The 19,517-nt window shown below is 46.2% G+C and carries 21 protein-coding genes; 9 read left to right on the forward strand and 12 right to left on the reverse strand.

The features are described 5' to 3' along the window. The first annotated feature begins 6 nt into the window (after nt 1–6). A complete protein-coding gene (locus D3H65_RS32235; RefSeq protein ID WP_119054250.1) occupies nt 7–1,443 on the forward strand; it encodes a hybrid sensor histidine kinase/response regulator in 1,437 nt (478 codons plus the stop codon). Between the two features lie 69 nt (nt 1,444–1,512). Here D3H65_RS32235 and D3H65_RS32240 read toward each other — a convergent pair whose 3' ends face one another. Next, nucleotides 1,513–2,178 (reverse strand): porin family protein, encoded by a 666-nt coding sequence (locus D3H65_RS32240; protein WP_162915918.1) that lies wholly within the window; start codon nt 2,176–2,178, stop codon nt 1,513–1,515. A 280-nt stretch (nt 2,179–2,458) separates the two neighbouring features. Between D3H65_RS32240 and ku the strand changes: the two genes are divergently transcribed. Together ku and ligD are read left to right on the forward strand one after the other, a co-directional pair. Next, a complete protein-coding gene (gene ku, locus D3H65_RS32245; RefSeq protein ID WP_119054252.1) occupies nt 2,459–3,232 on the forward strand; it encodes a non-homologous end joining protein Ku in 774 nt (257 codons plus the stop codon). Between the two features lie 61 nt (nt 3,233–3,293). Then, nucleotides 3,294–4,223: a non-homologous end-joining DNA ligase gene (gene ligD / locus D3H65_RS32250; RefSeq protein WP_119054253.1), complete on the forward strand. Its 930-nt coding sequence runs from the start codon at nt 3,294–3,296 to the stop codon at nt 4,221–4,223. 187 nt (nt 4,224–4,410) lie between these two features. Here the strand turns inward: ligD and D3H65_RS32255 are convergent, their stop codons facing one another. The 3 genes from D3H65_RS32255 to D3H65_RS32265 are packed head-to-tail and all read right to left on the reverse strand — an operon-like array spanning nt 4,411 to nt 6,889. Then, the gene (locus tag D3H65_RS32255) at nt 4,411–4,698 is read right to left on the reverse strand and encodes a PLDc N-terminal domain-containing protein (RefSeq protein WP_119054254.1); all 288 of its coding nucleotides are present in this window, start codon (nt 4,696–4,698) and stop codon (nt 4,411–4,413) included. A gap of 30 nt (nt 4,699–4,728) precedes the next feature. After that, nucleotides 4,729–5,949 (reverse strand): NAD(P)/FAD-dependent oxidoreductase, encoded by a 1,221-nt coding sequence (locus D3H65_RS32260; RefSeq protein WP_119054255.1) that lies wholly within the window; start codon nt 5,947–5,949, stop codon nt 4,729–4,731. A 13-nt stretch (nt 5,950–5,962) separates the two neighbouring features. Further along, on the reverse strand, nt 5,963–6,889 hold the full coding sequence (locus tag D3H65_RS32265; protein WP_119054738.1) for a YihY/virulence factor BrkB family protein: 927 nt from the start codon (nt 6,887–6,889) through the stop codon (nt 5,963–5,965). Between the two features lie 131 nt (nt 6,890–7,020). Here D3H65_RS32265 and D3H65_RS32270 point away from each other — a divergent pair, with 131 nt between their 5' ends. Continuing rightward, entirely contained in the window at nt 7,021–7,167 is a 147-nt protein-coding gene (locus D3H65_RS32270) for a lmo0937 family membrane protein (RefSeq protein WP_119054256.1), read from the forward strand. A 43-nt stretch (nt 7,168–7,210) separates the two neighbouring features. Here the strand turns inward: D3H65_RS32270 and D3H65_RS32275 are convergent, their stop codons facing one another. The 3 genes from D3H65_RS32275 to D3H65_RS32285 form a co-directional block, all read right to left on the reverse strand. Further along, nucleotides 7,211–7,555: a hypothetical protein gene (locus D3H65_RS32275; RefSeq protein ID WP_119054257.1), complete on the reverse strand. Its 345-nt coding sequence runs from the start codon at nt 7,553–7,555 to the stop codon at nt 7,211–7,213. Nucleotides 7,556–7,743: 188 nt separating this feature from the next. Continuing rightward, nucleotides 7,744–8,319 (reverse strand): DUF4142 domain-containing protein, encoded by a 576-nt coding sequence (locus D3H65_RS32280; protein ID WP_119054258.1) that lies wholly within the window; start codon nt 8,317–8,319, stop codon nt 7,744–7,746. Nucleotides 8,320–8,353: 34 nt separating this feature from the next. Continuing rightward, nucleotides 8,354–8,824: a ferritin-like domain-containing protein gene (locus D3H65_RS32285; RefSeq protein ID WP_119054739.1), complete on the reverse strand. Its 471-nt coding sequence runs from the start codon at nt 8,822–8,824 to the stop codon at nt 8,354–8,356. A 202-nt stretch (nt 8,825–9,026) separates the two neighbouring features. On the opposite strand from D3H65_RS32285, the gene D3H65_RS32290 reads away from it, so the two are divergent. The 5 genes from D3H65_RS32290 (at nt 9,027) to D3H65_RS32310 (ending at nt 12,636) form a co-directional block, all read left to right on the forward strand. After that, entirely contained in the window at nt 9,027–9,488 is a 462-nt protein-coding gene (locus tag D3H65_RS32290) for an Hsp20/alpha crystallin family protein (protein WP_162915919.1), read from the forward strand. A gap of 11 nt (nt 9,489–9,499) precedes the next feature. Next, nucleotides 9,500–9,811, forward strand: a complete 312-nt coding sequence (locus D3H65_RS32295) for a DUF6496 domain-containing protein (RefSeq protein WP_119054260.1) — start codon at nt 9,500–9,502, stop codon at nt 9,809–9,811. Between the two features lie 105 nt (nt 9,812–9,916). Continuing rightward, on the forward strand, nt 9,917–10,396 hold the full coding sequence (locus tag D3H65_RS32300; RefSeq protein WP_119054261.1) for a hypothetical protein: 480 nt from the start codon (nt 9,917–9,919) through the stop codon (nt 10,394–10,396). Between the two features lie 24 nt (nt 10,397–10,420). Further along, nucleotides 10,421–11,008 carry a DUF4142 domain-containing protein gene (locus D3H65_RS32305; RefSeq protein ID WP_162915920.1) on the forward strand — a complete coding sequence of 196 codons (588 nt, stop codon included), beginning with the start codon at nt 10,421–10,423 and terminating at the stop codon, nt 11,006–11,008. Nucleotides 11,009–11,088: 80 nt separating this feature from the next. After that, nucleotides 11,089–12,636, forward strand: coding sequence for an FAD-dependent oxidoreductase (locus D3H65_RS32310; RefSeq protein ID WP_119054263.1), 1,548 nt, complete (start codon nt 11,089–11,091; stop codon nt 12,634–12,636). Nucleotides 12,637–12,718: 82 nt separating this feature from the next. On the opposite strand, the gene D3H65_RS32315 is transcribed toward D3H65_RS32310, so the two are convergent. The 5 genes from D3H65_RS32315 to rplU form a co-directional block, all read right to left on the reverse strand. Continuing rightward, entirely contained in the window at nt 12,719–13,771 is a 1,053-nt protein-coding gene (locus D3H65_RS32315; protein ID WP_119054264.1) for a T9SS type A sorting domain-containing protein, read from the reverse strand. 25 nt (nt 13,772–13,796) lie between these two features. Continuing rightward, on the reverse strand, nt 13,797–15,938 hold the full coding sequence (locus D3H65_RS32320) for a tail fiber domain-containing protein (protein WP_119054265.1): 2,142 nt from the start codon (nt 15,936–15,938) through the stop codon (nt 13,797–13,799). Nucleotides 15,939–16,246: 308 nt separating this feature from the next. Next, nucleotides 16,247–17,929: a DNA polymerase/3'-5' exonuclease PolX gene (locus tag D3H65_RS32325; protein WP_119054266.1), complete on the reverse strand. Its 1,683-nt coding sequence runs from the start codon at nt 17,927–17,929 to the stop codon at nt 16,247–16,249. A gap of 570 nt (nt 17,930–18,499) precedes the next feature. Further along, on the reverse strand, nt 18,500–18,757 hold the full coding sequence (rpmA, locus tag D3H65_RS32330; protein WP_119054267.1) for a 50S ribosomal protein L27: 258 nt from the start codon (nt 18,755–18,757) through the stop codon (nt 18,500–18,502). Nucleotides 18,758–18,829: 72 nt separating this feature from the next. Beyond that, a complete protein-coding gene (gene rplU, locus D3H65_RS32335; protein ID WP_119054268.1) occupies nt 18,830–19,132 on the reverse strand; it encodes a 50S ribosomal protein L21 in 303 nt (100 codons plus the stop codon). Nucleotides 19,133–19,517 lie beyond the last annotated feature (385 nt).

Consider the following 19,517-nt stretch of genomic DNA (forward strand, 5'->3'; position numbering starts at 1 on the left):
TTCCCTATGTTTATCACCACAGAACCATCACGTATCCTAATTGTAGACGATGACGAAGACGATTTTTATATTACCAACAGCATTATTAAGGACATTAATGGTGGTAATTTCAAAGTAGACTGGTGTTTTAAATACCAGGAAGCATTAGACCATATTTGCCATAGGCGTTATGACCTGTATTTTATAGATTATTTCCTGGGTGCCAAAACGGGTCTTGACCTGTTGCGGGAAGCAGTAGAGCGGGAATGTGAAGCGCCCATGATATTACTGACGGGTAAGGGCAATCAAACGGTGGATATCGAGGCGATGCGGGTAGGGGCGGCAGATTACCTGATCAAGTCTGAACTTACCACGGAGAAGATGGAACGGTGTATACGTTATTCGCTGGAAAAGGCGCGTTCCTTAAAAGCACTGCGTGACAATGAACTTAAATACCGCAATATTTTCGAACGTTCCAAAGACGCCATTTTCCTGGCGGATACGAACCTGCAATTCTTTACGGTGAATGCCGCCACGGCAGGCTTGCTGGGTTATACAGCAGAAGAATTGTCGCACATGACATTCTACAACCTGATGCTGGAAGAGCAGGATGCCAGCCGGTTGAAGGAATTGTTGCAAACAGGCGAAGTAGATGATGTGGAAATCGACCTGCTCAATAAGAACCGGGAAGAGCGTACCTGCATATTTTCTGCTACTATTATTGAACGCCCTGACAAGACCAAATATGTGCAGGGCATTTTGCATGATATTACTGGTTTGCGTAAGGCAGAAAAGTCTGTATTGATGGCGGAGAAACTGGCTGCCACAGGACGGCTGGCGCGTACACTGGCGCATGAGATCAGGAATCCGCTTACCAATATCCACCTGTCGCTGGATCACCTGCGGGTGAATGATATTACGGAAGCACAGACAAATTATTTTGGTATCATTCAACGCAATGCAAAACGTATCGGGGCCATTATTTCCGAGCTGCTGGATACAGCCCGGCCTACGGAAATGATGCTACAACAAACTTCTTTGCAGGATATCCTGGATGAAAGTATTACTGCTGCAATGGATAGGATCGTGCTTAAGAATATCAAGTTACAGATACGCTATCCGGATAATATCGTATATATACCGGCCGATAAAGACAAGCTTAAGATAGCGTTTCTCAATATCATCATTAATGCGGTGGAAGCCATGGAGGAGGAGGAAGGCAAGCTGGTAGTGGCCATGGTGCAACATCATCAGACCTGTGAAGTGCGTATTACAGATAATGGAACGGGCATCACGGAAGATAACCTGCAGAGGCTATTTGAACCTTATTTTACCTCTAAAAGGAATGGCCTGGGGCTAGGCCTGGCTGCCACGCTGAATATACTGCAGGCGCACCGGGCAGAAGTAGATGTACATTCTGCAGTGGGGAGCGGGACCACTTTTATTGTCACGTTTAGCATTTAGTAGTTAGTAGAAAATAATGGCCGGATAGCATTGCTTTCCGGCCTTTTTCGAAAGGATCCTTTTGTGCTGTTAGAATCCTATGCCAATGTAAAAAGTGAAGGCGCTGTTCTTTGAATTCTTTGTAGCTTCTCCTGCAAGTCCGCCATCGCCAATTTCATTCAAGCCGTAGTTGTACCGGGCACCCAGGGTGAAGTTCTCGATGTCAAATCCAATACCACCCACGAGGCCAAAGTCGAAACGCTTGAAGTTGTCGGTGTCCAGGTCCTTGATATTATCAACATCTCCGGTTTCGTGGTCCAGCCTTTTGATATTGGCTGAAGTAAGCAGGGCGGCATAAGGACCTGCATGGATGTTGAAATTTTTACCCAGGTTGAAGACCGCTAAAACGGGCAGTTCAACATAATTCAGGTTGAAGCGGTATTCGCCATCTCCTAAAATGTTGTCATAGGTAAGCTTGGCGCCTTTGCTGCTATAGGCTAACTCAGGTTGGATAGAGAAACCTTTGGTGATGGGGAACTTGGCAAATACGCCTACGTTGAGCCCTACCTTCATGTTCTCATCTTTAACATCATCCACATATAGGTTGCTGAGGTTTACGCCCCCTCTGATGCCGAATTTAGGCTGTAGGCTGGTTTCTGATGTTGTTTGTTGTTCCTGAGCCATGGCTGCTGTTAAAGAGCCTGTAAGGGCTGCCAGGAGGAATAGTTTTCTAAAACTACCGGTAGCATTTTTCATTGTGTTCAGTTTTGCTGTGTTTTCAATCATGGTTTCTAATTATATGTGCATGCATTGTTCAGAGCCTGCATGATAAGATTTGAATTATCAATTAGCATTCCTTATGATCAAACTGTAGATTAATTGTGGAATGGGGGAACGGAATGGCATGGTCTGTGTAGCCTTATCTACAGTAAATCATCATATTAGGGGAATAGTGATGTGATCGGTTGCTCATGGCTGGCAGGGTATAGCAGGGGGGCGGCAACATTTTTATACAGGAATTATAAAATCATTTGTTATGCGTGCAATCTGGAGCGGGTCCATCGGCTTTGGGCTGGTGAATATACCCATCAAACTATACAGCTCTATACAGGAAAGTGATCTTGACCTGGATATGCTGGACAAGAAGGACCATGCGAATATCAAATTCCAACGGATCAATGAAAAGACAGGCAAGGTAGTGTCCTGGGCCAATATCGTGAAAGGTTATAACCTGAATGGGCATTATGTGGTGCTGACGGACGAGGATTTTCAAAAGGCTATGCCGGAGAAAACGAAGAGTATTGACATTATGGCTTTCGTGGAAGAAGCAGCCATCGATCCCATGTTGTATGAAACACCTTATTATATTGAACCGGATAAATCAGGCGCCCGGGCCTATGCCTTATTATGGAGTGCGCTGCATAAGGCAGGTAAAGTGGGCTTGGGCAGTTTTGTATTGCGTAGTAAAGAAAGTCTCTGTGTGATCCGTGCGGCTGAAGATATCCTGGTAGTGCAGAAGATCCGCTTTGAGGAGGAGATACGGGCAACGAGTGAATTGACGATCCCGAAACTTACGAGTAAGCCCGGGGAACTTAAAATGGCTTTATCGCTCATCGATCAGCTTACGGAGAAGTTCGATATTTCGGCTTATAAGGATACGTATTCGGATAAACTGATGAAACTCATAAAGGCGAAAGGTAAAGGTAAGAAGATCGCTACGCCTCATATGAAGGTGGTGCATTCGAGGGCCAAAGACCTGATGTCGCAATTGAAGGCGAGCCTGGATACGAAGAAGCGGAAAGCTTCTTAAAAGGCAACAAGGCAACGGGGCAACCAGGCAGAGAGGCAGCATAAGCATAAATTATAATGATATGGCAGTAAAAGAACAAACAGCTAAGGAAAGCGTGGTGACGATCAACCGGCGTTCACTGAAGCTTACGAATCTTTCTAAAATATATTTTCCCCGGGAAAAGATCACCAAGGGGGATGTGATCGCTTATTATAATACGATGGCAGATCATATATTGCCTTACCTGAAAAATCGTCCCCTGTCTTTGAAGCGGAATCCCAACGGGATCCTTGACAAAGGGTTTTATCACAAAGATGCAGCGGAGGAGGGGCCTTCCTGGATAAAGTCCTTTGATCAGTATGCTGAATCCTCCAAAAAGATGGTCAATTATATTGTGTGTAATGACAAAGCCACGCTGATCTACCTGGCCAACCTGGGATGTATTGAAATGAATCCCTGGAATTCTACCACCCGCACACCGGATAAACCTACTTACCTGATGATCGATATTGATCCCTCTGACAAGAATACCTTTGACCAGGTGGTGACGGTAGCGCAGGCGGTGCAGGAAGTCCTGAACAGGGCAGGGGCGGTGAGCTACTGTAAAACCTCCGGCGCTACGGGTATCCATGTGTATGTGCCCCTGAATGCCCGTTACACTTATGAAGTAGCCAGGGAGTTTGCGCATATTGTAGCTACGCTGGTGCAGGAACAATTGCCTGACCTTACTTCGCTGGAAAGGAACTTGCGTAAACGCGGCAACAAAATATATGTTGATTACCTGCAAAATTCACAGGGGCAAACGCTGGCTTCTGCGTATAGCCTGCGACCTGTGGAAGATGCTTCGGTATCCACACCCTTGTTGTGGAAAGAAATGAAGCATGGGTTGCATCCTTCGCAGTTCACTATCTACAATATAGAAAAGCGGGTAAAGAAGCTGGGAGATATCTTTTATATGGTGCTCAAGGAAGGGAATAACCTGAAAGGCTGTCTTAAGAACTTGGGGTATTGAGATCGATAATCGGCAGTCGGCAATCGGCAATCGGCAGTCTCTTGCTTCGAGACTTTTGGTTTGTGTTTTTGGTGCGATAGCGGATTTCTCACTCCGCTTCGCTGCGTTCGAAATGACAAAAGAGAGTTTACGTGGACAAAAGAACGTTTACATTGACAAAAGAACGTTTACGTGGACAAAAGAGCGTTTACGTGACGATCTTGTTGGCGTGTTGGTGGAGGATGTAAAATAATAATCCTCCCATTACGGGTACGGAAACGACTACGATGAGCCAGAACATTTTCTGGTAATACTTCAGGTCATTTGCTGAAATCACATCCAGGATAGCCCATATCCAAAAGATGCCGGCCAGTAAAAATCCTGCATACATAACATAGGTCCCTAGCTCATAATGGGGCATGGCTACAAGACCGATCAGTATAAGGGCTGTACCGATCATGGCCAATATAAAAGCGGGGCGACTTAGATTTTTCATAACCTTCTTTTGCAGGTATGGTTACCAAAGTTATGCCACCCCACCCGCTGGTCTGTTGAAGCCAAATAGCTTGCTGTTGGCATTGTTTTTCCCTGATAATAAATCGCTTATGATCTGTGCCGCAATGAGGCTAAAGGTGATTCCATTGCCTCCAAACCCCAGTGCAAACCAGGTATGAGGTCTTTCAGGAATGCTACCAATATAAGGCAATCCATCTTTGGTACTGGCAAAGGTACCAGCCCAGGCAAAGTCTGTACGGAATGGAATATCAGGAAAGAGTCTGCTAAAGGAATGTTCCAGTTGTTTTGTTTTGCGGGGCAGGCTGGCGTCGCGTTTTGCGGGGTTATAAAATGCATCGTCTTTGCCGCCTACCAATATGCGTTGATCTGTAGTGGGTCGCATGTATAAATAGGGATTGGCGGTTTCCCAGATCAATGCATTCTGGTGCCAGCATTCATTGATAAACATGGGTTCGCTGATGATAGAATAGGTAGAGTGGAGTTTTTCTATCTTTTTGGGCAGGTATTGATGTGATTCATAGCCGCAGGCAATGACGAGTTGTTTTGCTTCTACTTTAAATCCCCACTCTGTTTGGAGTACTACGCCTTTCTGTTCATAATCGATACCGGTTACAAGTGTATTGTCATATACCAGCATTCCTTTCTCCTGACCATGTTTGAGCAGGGCGTGGGTGAGCTCGTAGGCTTCTACAATGCCGCCGTCGGCGGAAAGGAGGCCGGCTGGTTTGTTGAAACCAAAAAGCCTTATGATATCATCGACGGACAATAGCTGCAGGTTGAAGCCCGCTCTTTTGCGCAGGAAGTATTCGCGTTCGAGTTCTTTTACATCATTGTTGTAGCTGGCAAACTGGAAGCTGGGCCTTAAAGCGAAAGCTGGTTTATCGGGCAGCTGTTTACATATTTCATGGAGATCGTAGATGGCCTGCCTGCACAGGAGGTAACTAAGTACGGCATTTTTCTCTCCTACCAGCTCGATGAGCTTGTGCAGTGGAGTGTCTATTTCATATTGCAACAGGGAGGTGCTGGCGGCGGTGCTGCCCATACCGGCATGGCGCCGGTCTATTACGATGGCCTGTATGCCTTTTTGCATAAGGTGCCAGCCAACGAGGGCGCCGGTAATTCCAGCACCGATAATGGCGACATCGGCTTTTACATTTTTCCGTAAAGATGGATAGACATGGCCCAAGCCATGTCGTAATAACGCGTATGGTTTGTCTGACCGGAGATCCATAGTATATTGATATTTATGTATCGAGGTAAGAGGCGGGAATTTCCCGTGCTTCCTGCTTTACCACAAATACGGCTGTTTCCTTTGGCTTGATGCCACTGCCTACTTCTACGGCGTAGCATTTGGTAAATTCTGCTCCGAAATACAAGATCACGGAAGAATAGTATACCCACAATAAAATGACAACAATGGTAGCGGCTGTGCCGAAAGTAACTCCTACATTGGACCTGCTGATGTAAAAGCTGATCAGGAATTTGCCGCCCATAAAGAGCAGGGCTGTAAACAGGGATCCTTTGATCACATCACGCCACTGAATAATAGCATCGGGTAATACTTTGAAAATGATGGCGAATAAGGTAGTAATGACCACTAATACGATCAGCAGGTTGAGAATATAAAAAACGATGATAATGTTCTCGGGGAAAAACCTTTCGAGTTGTTTGCTCAGGGCATCTGTGAGGGTGCTTATCAATAAGGATACCAGCATAATAAAGCCCAGGCCTACAACCAGGGAAAAGGACAGGAGCCTGTTGGTAAGAAATTTCAACCATCCTTTTTTGGGTTTGGCTTTTACAGACCAGATCCGGTTGACGGAATCCTGTATCTCGGTGAATACACCGCTGGCCCCAAATAACAACATGACCACGCCTATAATGATGCCGGTGGTCTTAAACTGGGACTGTTCAATATTCTTAATGATTGCCTGTAGCTGGATGGCAGCGTCGCTGCCAATAAATCCTTTTACCTGCCCGTATACCCTTCCCTGTACGGCTTCCCGGCCATAAAATATACCTACCAGGGAAATAACAATGATGAGAATGGGGCCCATGGAGAAGATGGTATAATAAGACAGGGATGCGCTTAGTTTGAATGCATTGTCTTCGATGAAAGCCAGTGCTGCTTTCTTCAGGACCTTGAAAAATGAACGTAAAGAGGACCACATATGGCGATAGGGAGAAATAAGTGTGCCGTAAAAAGAATGCTTCGCTTGGGGAAAAGCATCTACAGAATGGGGCAATGAGCGATGTGGAATAAGCGGCGTAATATTTTTATAGTTTCCCTAAACATTATAACATGAGAAGCATATTATATCTTATTGCTGTGATACTGGTTATCGGCTGGATACTTGGATTTTTTGTATACAGCGCCTCGGGACTGATCCATATCCTTATCATTCTGGCCATCATATCATTACTCCTGGGATTGATCAGAAGAACCTAAAGTATACGTTGCATAACTCTAATGAGGTTGGTTTTAATCAACCTCATTTTTTATTTAGCTTACTACCGAGGTTGTTTACAGCTACTATAAAGGCTTCTACTCCAGGGTCTTTGTACCTGTTATAGGGTTCCACCATTGTTCCTTTGAGGCCATCGCAGGTTTCAATGATATACATAACTACCTTTTCTCCGGGATCAGAAAGCCGTTCGAAGCGGAATGTATTCATCACTTTGATCTCTGTGGGTTGGTATACCTGTTTTCTGTGTACCGAAAACAGCTCATTATTGACGACTTTGAAATTCTCTGTATAGCCGCCTGTTTTTATTTTGTCGAGACAGTGGGATAAGCTCTTTAAATAGGGTAATTCCACGGATTGTATATCGGACATGATTCTTTTTGAAATTCTATATCAAAATTTATTGCCATCTGATTTGAGGAGTTTATAGGGTAAAAAAGTCAACAACTGATTGGGATGGTTAGGGGGCTTGTCAGTAGGAAAGAGCCGGAGAGGGTGGGGAATAAAAAAAGGCCGGTAGAAACCAGCCCTTGTAAAGTCCAATGTGCCTTATGAAAAAACTATTTCTTAACCTTTGAGTTATAAGCCATTAGCTTATCGTGATGGGTGCGGATGATGGGTAACACTTTGTTGAGCCAGGCTTTCAGGTCCTCATCTTTAGTATCGTTGAGTTCCTTTTCATAACTGCTGATGGTCTTTTCGTGTTTGTCCATCAATGCTTTTACCCATGCTTTGTCGAAATCTGCGGGCTTATCATCACTCAGGTCTTTCAGTTGTTCTTTTGTTCCATCGGGTTCTTCGGTCGGAATGCTGATCGCTTTGCTGGTGGCGAGGGTTTTTAATTCCTCTAATGCTGCGGTATGATCTGCTTCCAGTGATTTGGCGATGGCTTTAATGTCTTTATCTGTTGATTTCTGTATGGCCAGCTGTGCCAGTTTGATCTCTGCATAATTTCCTGATACAGCATCCACTACAAATGCTGCTTTATCTTCAGAGGAATCGGTCTTGAACTTGGCGTCGTTCTTATCTTCTGCTACTTCTTTGCTTTCTTCTGGTTTGGTTTCATCCTGGCAGGCCATTGTCATGCTGCCTATTACCAGGCAGGCGATGGCTAATTTATTGATTAAAACTTTCATGTATTGTTTGTTTATTAAAGAAATAGGTTACCGGTTATTTGTTTGCTACCTGCATATCACGATGTCTTTTAATAAGGTCATGTGATTCTTTCAGGGAAGATTTTTGCTTTACGATCAACTGACGGATATCCACATCCATAGTAGCATCGGATTCCAATGCTTCCTGGTAAGCTTTCTGGGCAGCATCTTCACCAAATTCACAAGCTGCCAATACAGATTTGCGGTCCTTTCCGGCGAAAGTAGCTTTCACGCTCATCCAGGCGCGGTAGATCTTGCCGGAATTGGTGGTGCTATTGGTATCGGCGCCTCCTCCTTTCTTTTGCACTTCCTGTACGAGTTCTGCTTTATTGGCCCGGCTTTGATCGGCCATGCGGCGGAAGAGGGTCTTCAGGTCAACGTCTATATCCTTTGTTTCGGTGATTGCTTTTTCATAACCTTCAATGCGATCATTGTTGATGCGGATCAGGTCGTTTAGCACTTCGATCAGGTCTTCATTTGTTTGCATAACCATCAATTTAATAGTTTACAGATAGTTAATGGTTTAAAAAAACAATACCAATGAAGTGATTGGAGGGGGAATGTGTTGATTTGTAGAAGGAGTTACTCGATAGCGATCGTTTTGATGGGGAATGATGGCAGTAACTCAACATAGCAGGCATACTGCCTGGCATAAGAATTTAATAACATCCTTACTAATGCTTGCGGATATGAAAACAGGTACTATCATAAAAGAAGCTGATCATGACACGCTGCGAACATTTTATGGTTGTTTCTCCGATCTGGATCACCTGCAGGAGGAATTACATGTAGAAACAAGGTCCTATGCCAGGCTGGCCATTAATATAGCAGAAACAGCTTCGGAGTATATGATGGAACTGGCTTTGCCGGGATATAAAAAAAGCGACCTGGAATTGCTGATAGAAAACGATATGCTTATTATCCGGGGAACAGCCTCTTGTGTGCCTGAGCATTATGAAGAAGTACAGCACTTTTATAAGAAGGAGTTTTGTGTTGAATCATTTACCCGATGTTTCCTGTTGCCGGAAGATATAGACAGGGTTACTGCCAGTCTGGAAGGGGGGATCTTGTTTATTCATTTTATTAAAGGAGCCAGGCGGGTTTTGCCGGTAAATGGCCCCTGTTATACTGAAACAATACTTATCAATTAAAATGATGCTATATGGCCAGGTATTCAAAAGGTGCGCAGAAATCGGTTAAGAGTGCCATGCACCGGAAGAAGAAGGGCACTTTGAAGTCGGGTAAGGGTGGTAAGGGCGGCAAGGTGAAAAGCAGGGCGCAGGCGATTGCCATAGGATTGTCGGAGGCGCGGGAGAAAGGAGCAAAAGTGCCTGCGAAGAAGAAAGGGGCCAAGAAAAGTACTACGCGTAAGAAAGCAGCTCCTAAGAAGAAGGCGGCGCCAAAGAAAAAAGCAGCGAAGAAGGGAGGCGCCAAAAAGAAGGGTACACGGAAGAAGGCTGCCAGGAAACGGTGAAGGACAGGTAGGTTGGTAGTCGCTTTTAGGTTTTAGCTGTTAGCCCCTGGGGCGGAGTTACGACCGGGAATATTGATCTATTATTCACTATGAACATAGTTTTATATGGAACATGCCATACATCTGCAGGTTGATGGACAAGCACTGGGCGTTAAGTTAACTGAACTGGTACATCCCATTCATTGCATGTTTCATGTGGAGTTTGAAGATGGGTATGAGAATATCTTCTTTGCTGATGTTGAAAGCGGGGAATGGGTGGAGCAGGATGTTGGTTTTTCCAACCTGGCGGCTATAGTTGGCAAGAAAATAGAGCACCTCTATTTTTTTGACTGGGGGAAGAAGGAGATCAAGTGGTTTGATGAATCGGAGGATAATGGCAGGCATATTCATTTTGGCTACCACGCAGACCATACGGCGGGCTACCTGGTCTACGAGATATTTGCTCCGAACCGGCGTTATATGTTTACGCTGGTAAAATTACAAAGCCATGTGTGGCAGCTGTTCAAGATACCCGGTAGTGGTTGGGATTATAACCAGGATTATGTGCAGCAGATACCATTTATACTGGATGAGATACTTCCCTGAGTGCTATTATTATAAAATATGAATATGAAGTTTTTCTTTTGGATGGGAATGTTGCTGACCGCAACAGGGCTGGTGTCCTGTGGAGGAAGTGCTGTACAGGAAAAGGAAACACCGGCAGACTCACAGATGGTGGCAGAGCATGTAGACCCCAGTACCAGGTTTCCGCAACAACTGGTGGAAACGCACACTTTACAGGATGAAGCGCAGTTTGAAGCCAATGCCCTGCAATCGGCCGAAGAAACAATTGCGCTGGCTAACCTGGCTATCCGGAAGACTACCAAGCCTGAAGTAAAAACAATCGCCCAGAATATATTGCAGGAGCACCAGCAATTGTACCGTGACTTTCAAAAATTGCCCCACCATGGTGCTGGTGACACTACCCGAAAATTTACGGACGGCAGGCGGGAAGAACTCGAGAAGCTGAACGGGACTGATTTTAACCGGCAATGGGTTGAGAAAATGGTTACCTGGAATGCTGCTATTATCAGCCGGTATGAAACAGCCGCTGGCGCCCTGAAGGATAAAGGAACGAAAGAACTGGTCAATAAGGCGCTGCCTATTTTAAAGATACATCAGCAGCAATTGGAAACTTGCAGAACCAAACTTCAGTAGCTATTGAAGTTTAGGTAAGGACGGCCGGGAGGCCGTCCTTTTTTGTGGCATTAAGTTTATACAGTTAAAATAAAAAGAGTATGCAAAGAGATGGAGCCTGTCAAAGCCTATGGCAATCCTCCGTGCCCGGTTACAAGGCCCGGGCCAGTTATATTCCTGTAGGGGTACAGGATGTAGTGATCGTTGGCGGAGGGATTACAGGAGTCAGTACAGCATTATTATTACAGAAGGCTGGTAAGCGGTGTGTTTTGGTAGAGGGAAATAATATTGGCTTTGGTACTACGGGCGGCACTACTGCGCACCTGAATACTTTCATGGACAGCTCCTATGCGCAGATCCAACAAAAATTTTCTACGGACGATGCTGCTCTCATAGCAGCGGGCGCGCAACAGGCCATCGGGCTTATCAAACAGCAAATTGAGGAGTATAATATACATTGCCTTTTCAGGGAATTACCCGGTTATCTTTTCTCAACAGACGAAAAGCAAAGTAAGGAATTGGATGAGATCATCACTGCATCTCAAAAAGTGGGGGTGCAGGTGGATTATACCAACAATTCGGTGTTGCCTATTCCTTATGATAAGATTGCGCTGTTTGAAGGCCAGGCACAGTTTCATCCTTTGCAATACCTGTATGGCCTGGCAAGGGCCTTTGAAGATGCGGGCGGGGTATTGTTGCAAAACTGCCGCATGTTGCATGCAGCGGATAACGAGACGATTGAAGTGGTTACCACCAAAGGGAATATCAAGTGCCGGCAGTTGATCTATGCTACGCATATTCCACCCGGTGTGAACCTGCTGCACTTCCGTTGTGCTCCTTACCGGAGTTACGCGATGGCGGTTCAATTAAAGAACGGGGATTATCCTGATGCTGTAGCTTATGATATGAATGATCCTTATCATTATTACCGCACGCAGGAGGTCGATGGAAAACCTTACCTGATAGTAGGTGGGGAGGATCATAAAACAGGGCATGAGGACAATACGGAGGCCTGTTTCCGGCGGTTGGAAAGTCATATACGGACCTTCTTTGAAGTATCAGCCGTAAGTTATAAATGGTCTTCGCAGTATTATGAGCCTACAGACGGGCTTCCTTATATTGGTCATTTGCCGGGGCATCCGGGGAATATTTATGTAGCTACTGGCTTCGGGGGTAATGGTATGATCTATGGTACGCTGGCTGCTATATTGTTCCGCGATCTGCTGGTAAATGGAGCAAGCCCGCTGGAAGAATTGCTGGATCCTAACCGGATCAAACCGGTAGCCGGATTTGCCAATTTTGTAAAAGAAGCGGCTGATGTGGTGGGCAAACTGGTAGGTGGGTTGTTTCCGGAAGAGAAGTTGCCCTCGCTGGCGGATATTGCTTTGGAAGAAGGGCGAATTGTGGAATTTGAAGGAAAGAAAATGGGTATTTATAAAGATGAGCGCGGCAAAATATATGCTATTGATCCTGGCTGTACGCATATTAAGTGTACGGTGCAATGGAATGGAGCAGAAAAAACATGGGACTGTCCCTGTCACGGATCCCGGTTCTCGTATACGGGGGAAGTGTTAACAGGCCCTGCCCGTATGAACCTGGCTGTTTATGATGTGAAGATGGGTAAGGCTATAAGCAAAAACGAATGGTAAATGGAGGCCATTCACCATTCGTTGCTACTTTAGATTGCCAATCACCGCAACAGCTTTGCCTCTGTTGCCCGTTATTTTGATCTTATTCTTTGATGATCTTTACGGTACCGGTTTGGGTACCCTTCAGGACCACGTTGTAATTGCCTGCCGGGTGGCGACTGATGTTCCATTCAATGGTGTTGACACCTTCCCGGGTGGTAATCTTCTTTCGCTCTACTATTTTTCCCGCCTGATCGAGCAAGTTTAATTCCAGTTGTCCGCTGGCTGTGGCAGGCAGTGAAAGGGTAAACTTATCCCTGACGGGATTGGGATATACCTGCATGGCTGCTGAGGGGGGAGGGCCTGCCAATGTATAGCGGTGCAGTTGATCCAGCTTGTTTTTGATGAGCCAGTTGCCGGCTGGGTTACTATTGTCTTTACCGGCAGACTTCCAGGCATATCCTTCTGTGGCGAAAAGGGTGAGTTCACTTTCATTGCCTTTCAGCTCTGCATCGAGGTAATGGAATTGAAGGCTGGCGTTGAGGTTTTTATTGAACGCAGGCGCTATATCGAAGTACCGGTTGGTGGTGGCGGTACCTGAACCCTGCACCAATAATTCATGGCCCCGTGTGATAACTGTTTCACCCAGGTTGGCGGCGCTGGTAATGGATACGCCGATATTGCCTGGATTGGCATTTTGCGGGGCCTGGAGGAAGGCTGTTCGTGTTATAGCGCCTCCCTGTTTACCGATGATCCTTGATGTGTTTCTTTCGCCAATAATATTACCGGAATGAGCGAGGTCTAATGTGTAATGGTCCAATTGGAGGTTGCCCCGGTTGAGGTAAAGGTTGCCGGTAACGGCAATGTTGTGCTCCAACTGTACATCCTGGTTGATGGCCAACTGGTAAAAGCTGGTGTTACTGCTGCCGTTGATCAGTACAGGCCTGGTGTTGTTGCTATCGGTAAAGGTGACGGTACTGGCGGCTGCTTTGAAATTGCCATTGTTGGTAAGGCCCAGGCTGCGAAAGACGAGGTGGGGCGCTCCGGTGGCTGTGACATAGAGGCCCGGTGAAATGGATACCTGCTGTGCCTGGATGTGGGCGGTAGTGCCCAGCAAGAGCAGGAGCAGGCTGCCCAAAGTATGAATAGGTTTCATAATGAATAGCGTGGGTGATGAATGATTATTTAGAAGCCTTCAGTAGTTGCAGTAATTCTTCTACCTGCTTTTCGAGACGGCTGATCCTGCTTTGTTCATCGTTATTCTTTTGTTGGAGCTTTTCTATGATCTTTTGTTGTTCCTGTACTGCTTTTACGAGTGGTACCACAAAGGCATCATAGCTGAGGCTGTAATGATCTTTTTCGGTGCGTGGTTTGATGATGCCGCTGAAGTTGTAGCCACTGTTGTTGGCTGCTTTCTCCACTTCCTGGGCTATAAAGCCGCTGCGGCGCATGAGGGTAGCTTCATCATAGGAAGCCTGTATGGCATTACTGGTTTGTGTGGCATTGTCATTCTGGCTGGTGTACTGTGCATCGAACCGTTTTACATCGAACTGGTAAGTAACGGGGCGCAGCTGCAAAATGAAATCCAATCCTTTCACATCGTCCTGTACTTTGAATTTATAACGACCATCGGAAGGGGTGGTAAAAGGCACCTGACCTTCTATGACGGTGACTGCGGCATTGCCGATGCGTACTTTATTGGAGGCATCTACGATGGCGTTGGCGCCAATTGCGGTAGCATTGGTAATGGGTGTATACAGGATGACGTCGGCATGATAACCAATGGCAGTATTGAGGGTGCCGTTGGTATTCTGGTAAAGGGCCTGCATTCCGACGGCGGTATTGTAATCGCCGTTGGATTGAAAGAGTGATCTGTAACCAACCGCAGTATTGTCGCTGCCGGTCCCATTGAGACCAAGGGCCTCATACCCGACGCTGGCGTTGCGGTAGCCGCTGGTATTTAATCCTGAAGCATGAAAACCCAGGGCGGTATTTTCAGCGCCGGTGGTATTGGACATCATGGCCACCATGCCGACAGCGGTATTGAAAGTGCCGGTTGAATTGTTGTTCATGGAGTGCCAGCCAAGGGATGTATTGTAGGCACCAGTGGTATTGCGCTTTAGTGCTTCATTGCCCAGAGCGGTATTGTAGGATCCGGATTGGTTGTCCTGTAAGGCGCTGAGGCCGATGGCGGTATTTTCATCTCCGTGATTGTCATACAAGGCGTAATAACCCAGGGCTGTATTGGCATTGCCGGTATTGTTGCGGAGTGTTTCATAACCGATACCGGTGTTGGCTGAACCGGTAGAGTTCTGCATGGCTTTGTAGCCATTGGCGGTGTTGAATAAACCGGTGTTATTGAGGTACAGTGATTGGTGGCCGGTAGCTGTATTGCCTGCACCGGTGGTATTGTAGTACAATGCCTGGAAACCATAGGCGGTGCTGCCATCGCCGGTGGTATTGGAGTAAAGAGCCTGGTAGCCGGTAGCTACGTTTTCGGATCCGGTGGTATTCTGGTAAAGGGACTGGTAACCACCGGCGGTATTTTTACTACCGGTAGTATTCTCATAAAGGGCGGCGGCACCCAGCGCGGTATTCCTGTTGCCATCGGTGGTCTTGTACAATGATATATGGCCCATGGCTGTGTTGCTGTAGCCGCCGGTGTTGTCGTGCAGGGCGCCTGAACCGGTGGCTGCATTGGCGTAACCGGTGAGGTTGTTGTATAAAGTGGCCTCACCGAAAGCTGTATTGGAAATGCCTTCTTTGTTGGAATACAATGCCTGAAAACCGGTGGCGGTATTGGCAAAGCCGGTGGTGACGTTGTACAGGGATAAGTTACCCAATGCGGTATTGTTGTAACCGGTGGTGAGGAATTTTCCGGTGTTGTATCCCCATGTTGCATTGTTATTGTGCTGATCGAGGAGGCCGGAAGGCTGGTTGTTGACACGGATGTGCAGGTGTACATCATCCAGGGTGCCGAGGAAGTTGGTGCTATCGGTGCCGCTATTGCCGGATAACAACCAGGGATCGCCGGGGGCAGACAGGGAAGATGCTGCGGTAGCGATGCTTTGCCATTGCTGGCCGGTGTGGTACCAGAATGACCGGGTAGTGGTATCGTATACCAACAGACCCTGGGTAGGAGGAATGTGTGTGCGCGCTGCTGAGCTCATGCGTGGAATGAGGACGCCCTTGTTGCCGGACTTTACATCTAATATGGCATTGGGGTTGGGTAATGATCCATCTGCATTGATGGCGAGATTCTGAGCATAGCCCGTGAGGAATAATGCCAGGCAGCATAAGGTGCCGAGGAGATTTTTTTTCATAGACCAAGTTGTGTTTAGCGTTTATGATTTTAAATACAGGCATTTCACCAGGGCAGGAGTATGCGTATGGGCATGAAGGTCTTTCATGAGGAAGGTGGGTGCCTGCACAGGGGGGATATTAATGGCGGTAACGTGTCGTAGGGTTGACCGCTTGCTCGAAAGTTTGAGAGGAGTGAGGTATAAAAGTATTTAATTCACTTTATAAGATAACGCGTATAAGTACGCTAATTGATAGCGAGTTGTGGTTTTTAATCTGCTATTAATTTATTACCCGATCGTATAGTTGTAATCTATAATGTTATGCGGCATTATATTCCTTTAGTGGCTTTTCGTTGGGCCAGGAATGCTTCGAATGCGGGGAGGGAGAAGCTGCTGAGGTTGCGGTCGGCGGTGAGACCTCCTTTTTGTGCAGCCAGTACACCATAGCGGCAATCATCAAAGCCGTCTATGGAGTGTGCATCGGGGTCGATTGACAACAATACATTTTTCTCCATGGCGTAGTCGATCCATCGCCAGTCGATATCGAGGCGGCGGGGGTGTGCATTGATCTCAATGACGACATTGTTGGCTGCACAGGTATCGATGATGGTCTTATGATCGAGTGGATAACCGGGGCGGCTTAGTAATAAGCGGCCGGTCATGTGGCCGAGTATGGTGGTGTAAGGGTTCCGGATGGCATTCATAACGCGCATCATGGCCTTTTCTTCGGTCATCTTAAGGTTGGAGTGTACAGAGGCAATGACGAGATCGAAGGTGCCCAGGATGGCATCTGAGTAGTCGAGGGAGCCATCGTTGAGGATATCGCACTCGATGCTTTTGAAGATCCTGAAGGGGGCCAGTTTTTTATTGAGCTCGTCAATATAGTGGTGCTGCTCTTTGATGCGTTCTTCTGAGAGGCCTTTGGCATAGAAGGCGCTTTTGCTGTGGTCGCTGATGACAAGGTATTGGTATCCTTTGGCGATGGCCGCTTTGGCCATTTCCTCTATGGTATTGGCGCCATCGCTCCAGTCGCTGTGGCTGTGGATGATGGCTTTGATGTCTGAGGGTTGAATAAGCGTGCCGGTAGGGAATGCGGCAGTAAGTGTGGTTGCCTTTTCGCGCATAGCGGGCACGATATACGGTATATTGGTATTGGTGAAGATAGCTTCTTCGGATGTGTAGGTGGCATTGGTATCCCAACCGGGCAATGCCTGCCAGGCCTGTGCAAAATCTTCACTGCAGGAGGTGGTGAAGAGTATTTTATAAAAGACGTTATCGGCTGCGTGGTAAAATTTGAGGGGTATATTTTCCTGTCCCTTTACGGTGAGAATGGCATCGGAGGTTTCGATGGTGCTGAAGTTGTTTGCTTCCAGGAAAGACTGCAGGTCTTGTATAGAAGCGGTAGTTACCCAGGCCAGCTGATCGATGACGGGTTGCTGGCGGCGAAACTCACCGGTGATGGCAAAGCGGCCAGCGGGCAGTTGTTCCTGTAATGTTTTCTCTATTGCCAACGCATAGGCTTCGGTATCTGCATAGAGGTGGCTGCCCTGGCTGCGCATGTAAAACTCTATGGAATCCTGTACATTCTTCTGGGTCTTCTCTCCAAAGCCTTTGTAGAGCATGAGGCGGTTCTCATTGCAGGCGTACAATAATTCACCGATGGACTCAACGCCCATCTCTTTCCAGATGGTGGCAATCTTTTTGGGGCCGATGCCTTTGATGTGGAGCATCTCTATTACACCGGGAGGTGTTTTCTCTATATATTCTTCCAGTACTTTAAGTCTTCCGTCCTGTTGTACCATTTCGATGATCTTCTTACCTACGGATTCTCCAATGCCCTTAATGGAGAATAATTCACCGGGCGGGGTGGTAGCCAGTTCCTGGGTCATTTTTTCGATATTGAATGCTGCCACGGAGTAGGTTTTGGACTTAAAACTGTTTTCTCCGTGGATATCCATGAGTTTGGACAGCAGGTCGAACTGGTCGGCTAAGTAGGAATTGTCGATGGTCATGGGACAAAAATAAGGAAAGAAAGCTACGAGCTGCGAGCTTCGAGCTGCGAGCCTGAGGAGAAGATCAGGTCGGCAATTGTGAATTGACAGTCGGCAATCGGCAGTTCCCGCTGTGGCGGGACAAGCTGTGAATCGGCAATCTTTTGCTTCGAATATGGGCGATCCTATATATTATAATGGGTGATCAGTTGGTTGAACATGGGGTGGGATTTGAATTTGTGGTCTCTTGAAAAGCTTACTGGTAGCGGGTTTCAGCGGAGTGATGTGCTGATAGGGGCTAGGTTGAATGCTTTAATAAGGTAGTATTGCGGGGACAAAAAAAGTCCCGGATAAAATCCGGGACTTGGTATTTTCTGCGATCTAAAGAAGTTATTTCTTTTTTGCAGCTTTCTTAGCGGCTTTCTTCTTTGGAGCGGCTTTCTTTGCAGCTTTCTTTGCGGCTTTTTTCTTAGTTGCCATGTTTTTTAGAATTTAAAATGGTTAGTAAATAAATTTACAACCATAAAAATAGAAACTAATTTGAAACCGCCAAAATTTTTTTACAGTTTGTAAGAAAATTTTATTATGCTGTTAGGCAACCGGAACTACGCTTACTACTGTTTTATCGGCTTTGGTCTTCTTAAATTCCACTACACCGTCGTTTAATGCAAACAGTGTGAAATCTCTTCCTACACCAACATTTTTACCAGGATGGTAAGTAGTGCCACGTTGACGAACGATGATATTTCCGGAAACAGCAGGTTGACCACCGTAGATTTTTACTCCCAGGCGTTTGCTCTGTGAGTCGCGGCCGTTCTTTACACTACCTTCCCCTTTTTTATGTGCCATGATGCGTTAATTTGATAATTTGACAATGAGATAATTTGACAATGTAATATACACTCAGGTAAAAGATCTCAATTAAGCGATATCAATTACTTTGATCCTTGTGTAATGGGTACGGTGACCATGTTTTTTACGGAAACCTTTCCTTCTTTTCATTTTAAAGGCAATCACCTTATCACCTTGCACCTGGCTGATGATCTCGGCTTTCACGATAGCCTTTACACTGCTACCTACAGATAACTTTCCGTCTGCGCTCGACAGCAAAACTTCTGGGAACTCCACTTTGTCGCCGGCAGTGCCGTCAACATGGGGAACATATAAAGTTTGGTCCTTCTGAACCTTGAATTGCTGACCGGCTATTTTAACTATTGCTAACATAACTTTCCAAAAATTAGGAGTGCAAAGGTAATAGGTTTATGGGATAATACGCGTGCTTTCGGGCAATTTTTTTTAACATATCCACATTAAGATTCTAATTCCAGGCGGAGAGACTGCAAATATACGATTTATCGGGTTGGCATCCCTTCCTAAGTTGTTTTATATATTGTTGTTAATCAGTTTATTGTGGAGTATTTCTGTTCTTTTGTCTTTATGTGCTGCGCGCAGGGCTTTCTTTCGTTCTTTTGCCTTGATGCAAAAGAACCAAAAAATCAAGGCAAACCCGAATGCCTCCGGCCGGTTTGCCGCCCACGCCACCCCAGGTGTAGCTTTGATTATTTTTTACAGGCTTTTATGCTGCGAAGTGAATGCTGGTTGGTAAAAG

The organism is Paraflavitalea soli (assembly GCF_003555545.1).
Lineage (GTDB): Bacteria > Bacteroidota > Bacteroidia > Chitinophagales > Chitinophagaceae > Paraflavitalea > Paraflavitalea soli.

Coding starts and splice junctions, on each gene's coding strand:
- D3H65_RS32235 (WP_119054250.1), top strand. CDS start 7: ATGTTTATCACCACAGAACCATCACGTATCCTAATTGTAGACGATGAC.
- D3H65_RS32240 (WP_162915918.1), bottom strand. CDS start 2,178: ATGAAAAATGCTACCGGTAGTTTTAGAAAACTATTCCTCCTGGCAGCC.
- ku (WP_119054252.1), top strand. CDS start 2,459: ATGCGTGCAATCTGGAGCGGGTCCATCGGCTTTGGGCTGGTGAATATA.
- ligD (WP_119054253.1), top strand. CDS start 3,294: ATGGCAGTAAAAGAACAAACAGCTAAGGAAAGCGTGGTGACGATCAAC.
- D3H65_RS32255 (WP_119054254.1), bottom strand. CDS start 4,698: ATGAAAAATCTAAGTCGCCCCGCTTTTATATTGGCCATGATCGGTACA.
- D3H65_RS32260 (WP_119054255.1), bottom strand. CDS start 5,949: ATGGATCTCCGGTCAGACAAACCATACGCGTTATTACGACATGGCTTG.
- D3H65_RS32265 (WP_119054738.1), bottom strand. CDS start 6,889: ATGTGGTCCTCTTTACGTTCATTTTTCAAGGTCCTGAAGAAAGCAGCA.
- D3H65_RS32270 (WP_119054256.1), top strand. CDS start 7,021: ATGAGAAGCATATTATATCTTATTGCTGTGATACTGGTTATCGGCTGG.
- D3H65_RS32275 (WP_119054257.1), bottom strand. CDS start 7,555: ATGTCCGATATACAATCCGTGGAATTACCCTATTTAAAGAGCTTATCC.
- D3H65_RS32280 (WP_119054258.1), bottom strand. CDS start 8,319: ATGAAAGTTTTAATCAATAAATTAGCCATCGCCTGCCTGGTAATAGGC.
- D3H65_RS32285 (WP_119054739.1), bottom strand. CDS start 8,824: ATGCAAACAAATGAAGACCTGATCGAAGTGCTAAACGACCTGATCCGC.
- D3H65_RS32290 (WP_162915919.1), top strand. CDS start 9,027: ATGAAAACAGGTACTATCATAAAAGAAGCTGATCATGACACGCTGCGA.
- D3H65_RS32295 (WP_119054260.1), top strand. CDS start 9,500: ATGGCCAGGTATTCAAAAGGTGCGCAGAAATCGGTTAAGAGTGCCATG.
- D3H65_RS32300 (WP_119054261.1), top strand. CDS start 9,917: ATGGAACATGCCATACATCTGCAGGTTGATGGACAAGCACTGGGCGTT.
- D3H65_RS32305 (WP_162915920.1), top strand. CDS start 10,421: ATGAAGTTTTTCTTTTGGATGGGAATGTTGCTGACCGCAACAGGGCTG.
- D3H65_RS32310 (WP_119054263.1), top strand. CDS start 11,089: ATGCAAAGAGATGGAGCCTGTCAAAGCCTATGGCAATCCTCCGTGCCC.
- D3H65_RS32315 (WP_119054264.1), bottom strand. CDS start 13,771: ATGAAACCTATTCATACTTTGGGCAGCCTGCTCCTGCTCTTGCTGGGC.
- D3H65_RS32320 (WP_119054265.1), bottom strand. CDS start 15,938: ATGAAAAAAAATCTCCTCGGCACCTTATGCTGCCTGGCATTATTCCTC.
- D3H65_RS32325 (WP_119054266.1), bottom strand. CDS start 17,929: ATGACCATCGACAATTCCTACTTAGCCGACCAGTTCGACCTGCTGTCC.
- rpmA (WP_119054267.1), bottom strand. CDS start 18,757: ATGGCACATAAAAAAGGGGAAGGTAGTGTAAAGAACGGCCGCGACTCA.
- rplU (WP_119054268.1), bottom strand. CDS start 19,132: ATGTTAGCAATAGTTAAAATAGCCGGTCAGCAATTCAAGGTTCAGAAG.